5 protein-coding genes are annotated in these 3,634 nt (G+C 55.3%); 2 read left to right on the plus strand and 3 right to left on the minus strand.

What is annotated here, in order from left to right:
- Together ACYQ2W_RS25520 and ACYQ2W_RS25525 are read left to right on the plus strand one after the other, a co-directional pair.
- The coding region (locus tag ACYQ2W_RS25520; RefSeq protein WP_459873750.1) for a HEPN domain-containing protein at positions 1-868 on the plus strand (868 nt) is incomplete at its 5' end.
- 131 nt (positions 869-999) lie between these two features.
- Entirely contained in the window at positions 1,000-1,428 is a 429-nt protein-coding gene (locus ACYQ2W_RS25525; protein ID WP_459873752.1) for a helix-turn-helix transcriptional regulator, read from the plus strand.
- A gap of 194 nt (positions 1,429-1,622) precedes the next feature.
- Here ACYQ2W_RS25525 and ACYQ2W_RS25530 read toward each other — a convergent pair whose 3' ends face one another.
- The 3 genes from ACYQ2W_RS25530 to ACYQ2W_RS25540 all read right to left on the minus strand — a co-directional run.
- Positions 1,623-2,546 (minus strand): protein NO VEIN domain-containing protein, encoded by a 924-nt coding sequence (locus ACYQ2W_RS25530; protein ID WP_459873755.1) that lies wholly within the window; start codon positions 2,544-2,546, stop codon positions 1,623-1,625.
- 75 nt (positions 2,547-2,621) lie between these two features.
- Positions 2,622-3,260 carry a hypothetical protein gene (locus ACYQ2W_RS25535; protein ID WP_459873757.1) on the minus strand — a complete coding sequence of 213 codons (639 nt, stop codon included), beginning with the start codon at positions 3,258-3,260 and terminating at the stop codon, positions 2,622-2,624.
- A 147-nt stretch (positions 3,261-3,407) separates the two neighbouring features.
- On the minus strand, positions 3,408-3,634 hold a 227-nt coding region (locus ACYQ2W_RS25540; protein ID WP_459873759.1), incomplete at its 5' end, for a cupin domain-containing protein.

Raw genomic sequence — 3,634 nt, forward strand, 5'->3', positions numbered from 1 at the left:
GCCGGAGGAGCGGCTGGGGCGAGGGCTGCACAACTTCCACTATTGGTTCAACAGCGCCAGCGACTTCTGGCGGGGCTCGGGCTACTACATGGCCCAGGGGAAGAACGCGCCCGCGGCCTTCATGCTCCACCAGTCGGTGGAGCGCTTCTATCACGCTCTTACACTTATATACAGTGGATACAAACACAAGGCCCATAACCTGAGCAAGCTGGCGGAGGTGGGGGAGAGTATGCACGAGGCACTGCTCGACGCCCTGCCCCGCGGGGAGGAGGCGGACAAGGCGCGCTTCGATCTGCTGAAGCGGGCCTATATCGATGCGCGCTATTCCAAGAGCTACCGGATCAGCGAGGAGGAGCTGACGGTGCTGCGGGCACAGGTGCTGGATCTGGCGGAGCGGGTGTTGCTTGCGTGTCGGGAGAAGCTGGCGTCGTTCTGCGGCGCGGAGGCGGTGGGGGAGTTGCCTGCGGTGCCGGAGGATGGGGAGGCGCCGGAGTTGCCGCCGTTGCCGGAGGTGGAGGATCGGGCGGCGATGGAGGATTGGGGCCGGCGGGTAGCGACGGCGCAGTGGGAAAGCGGGCGGGAAATGGGAACGGCCGAGGGCAGGGAGCGCGGCTTATCGGAAGGTCTGGAACGCGGTCGAACCGAAGGCAAGGAGCAAGGCTTGGCGGAGGGCAAAGAGCAGGGCCTAACAGAAGGCAGGGAACGGGGGTTTGCGGAAGGCGTTCGCAAGGTCGCCGTGGCGCTGTTGGCGAAGGGGATGGCGACCGAGGCGGTCGCGGAGGCCACCGGACTCTCCGTGGAGGAGATCGGGGCGGTGGAGTCCGGACTCGCGGTGGGCTCTGACGGAAAACCCGATCGCGGATTCTGAAGGGACATCGCAGCCTTCGCCTCGCTGCCTCCGTTTGCGTCGGCGCAGTAGCGCCGACCTACCGGCTGGACGCCCTGGACGACGACGATCTCGCCCCGCTGCGCATCGGACGCGACCGCCGCCTGCGGGTGATGGAGGCCGCCCAGAGCCGCCTGCTCGGCGCCCTGATCGGCGCCGTCCGCCGGGGCGAGCTGGACGACCAGGGCAGCGCACTGCTGCTCGGCGGCGGCGAACGCCACCCGCTGGCGGTACTGGTCAGCGACCTCGGCCACGGCGGCGGCACCGCCCTCTTCCTCAGCGACCCCCACGCCCCGCCGCCGGTCGCCGCCGAGACCCTCACCGCCCTCTACGGCCTCACCCCCGCCGAGGCGCGACTGGTCGCCCTGCTCACTCGCGGCCTGACCCTCGACGCCGTCGCCGAACGGACCCACCTCAGCCCCCATACCTTGCGCACGCAGCTGAAACAGGTGTTCCGTAAGACCGGCACCAGTCGGCAGCCGGAGTTGATCAAGCTGATCCTGACCGGGCCGGCGGCGATTCAGCAGCGGACGCGGGAATAAGCGTTTCGATTTCGGAGAGGGGCGAAGCTGGCAAAAAACAAAAAGAAGCGCTGAATTAATCGCTGGTCATCGAATGGAGTACAACCCTGGGACTGTACGTGCGAAAACTCGAGCTGTTTCTTTTCAAATGAATTATTAATCATTTCTAATCAGAACCTTATTCGTTGGGCGGGCATAGCTTCATAACGCCCGCATCACTTTGCAACCGCCTCCCATGCGAAAGACTCCATATTGAATGCCTTACGCACTTCCGCAGCAGTCATCAGCGTTACGTTTGCTTTCCCCAAGGCGTCACATACCATGATTAGCCGCCATTGAGGCGTCGACATGTACCTGAATTCGTTCCTAGTCATGTAAAAGTGCATTTCTGGGCCACTCGTTCCTTTTACCTCTACGTGAAATTCTTCGCTCGTTTTGCGATGACTCGCTAATAGGTCATAACCACAATTGTGCTTTTGGCGGTCTACTACCCGATGTTCCTTATTCAGAAACTTCATTGCTGCCTTAATAGCTGCTTCCTCAACGAGCTTTCTCTTTTTTGGGTCGGGAAATGAGAGTTTTGGAGGGCGTGATTCTACGGCTTTCTTTTTGGCAACCAATGACTCTGCGAATTCGGCCAATTCATTTCTCCACTCATCGTCTTTTCCGTTTCCTCGCACGTACAGAACCGGTGTTCTCTTAAAATGGTCGCCTGAGACAGTTTCTTTACGGCTACTAGTCGGAATCAGATGAGCCGCGTCTGCACTTAAGCAATAGCCGTACTCTCCACCATGAACGTCAAGCTCGAAACCTTCAAGTTCCGAGTATTCAGGCCGCTCAAGGTACTCCTCATGAAAAATTGCATGCTCATACCAACCAACGACTGTTAATGGCCCGCTTCCATTTCTGGCGGATACAAACACAAGCAGCCAGTTTTCTTTTTCTTTTGGTTGTGGTGGACGCTCCTTTTTCCCAATCGGAGGTAAGTAACCGTAGTACCGTCCGTCTGAGTTCTTAAGAAAGTTAAATCGTTCATGTGCTTCGTCATATTCCTGTACGTGGGCATGTCGCCCTAATACTGGACCACCTTCATAGTGGTCAGACCATCCCGTTTTTACGAATGCAATTCGTTTATGCATGACGATCCCTCAGACCCATTTTCCAACGCCCAACGCCAAGCTTAGCGGCGCGCGCCTTTGGCGCGTCCGCTGGAGCTATTTGCTAAGTGCTCTTGGTTGCCAAATAGCATTTATGTACGCCTTTGAATCTGTTTCTGCTGGCAAACGTTGATTGAAGAGCAGGGCATTAATTTTTACATATGGAGGTTTCCACTCCTCATCGCGGATAATTGCCTGATATTCAATTGAATATAATGACTTTTCCATAAATAACTCACCATCTATCGTGTAGTATGCCTCTATTACAATTGGAATTCTCGAATCATCCAGAAGGATAACGTAGCCCTTTCTCTTCTTGACCCTATCATCAACAGCTTTTTGTATATTTACCACTGGCGAAGTCAGGTGTAATTTATATTCTGGAGCTTCAATTGGCCACTCTTGTTTTGAAATGACGTCAGGGTAAAAAGCTTTCGCCCGAAGCAACACAACTTTCGGATTTGAAGGCTTAATTGATATTGTTTTTGACGCCTCATCATATTTCCCGACCCACGCAGTGCGTTTAGATGCTTCATTTTTCTCGGCTTGAAGCTGAAAGGCATTTTCGGCAATAGAGCAACTTCTTATCGAAGAAAAGAGCGCCACAAATGAAATCACGAGCGCCGAAATAGAAACCCATTTATTGTCCAATTTCACTCCTTCAACACTCCCGAATAAAGTAACTTTCGGCAGCATAACACTCCACGACGCCTATTCTCCAACCAAGAAAAAACGTAGTATTTTCCGTATGTTAAAAAAATTCAGCACGACAGATCAAAATGGAATCTACGGCGCCCCGGGGAACCTCTGGTCGATTTTCCCGCATCAATGCGGGATGCCCCTTCAAACCTCTACCCGGTCGCCGTGACTCTTGGGTTGCGATATCACCAGGAAACGCAACTCCTCTGCGCCGTTGTTCATCAGCTGGTGCGGCACCTTGGCGGGGACATGGACACCGCTACCCGCCTGGATCTCATATACCTCTCCCAAGATTTCCAGTCGGGCCACCCCCGACAGCACGTAGAAGAACTGCTGCGCCTCGTTATGATAGTGCCTTCGCTCCCCTTCGC

The organism is Endothiovibrio diazotrophicus (assembly GCF_054657215.1).

Coding starts and splice junctions, on each gene's coding strand:
- ACYQ2W_RS25525 (WP_459873752.1), top strand. CDS start 1,000: ATGGAGGCCGCCCAGAGCCGCCTGCTCGGCGCCCTGATCGGCGCCGTC.
- ACYQ2W_RS25530 (WP_459873755.1), bottom strand. CDS start 2,546: ATGCATAAACGAATTGCATTCGTAAAAACGGGATGGTCTGACCACTAT.
- ACYQ2W_RS25535 (WP_459873757.1), bottom strand. CDS start 3,260: ATGCTGCCGAAAGTTACTTTATTCGGGAGTGTTGAAGGAGTGAAATTG.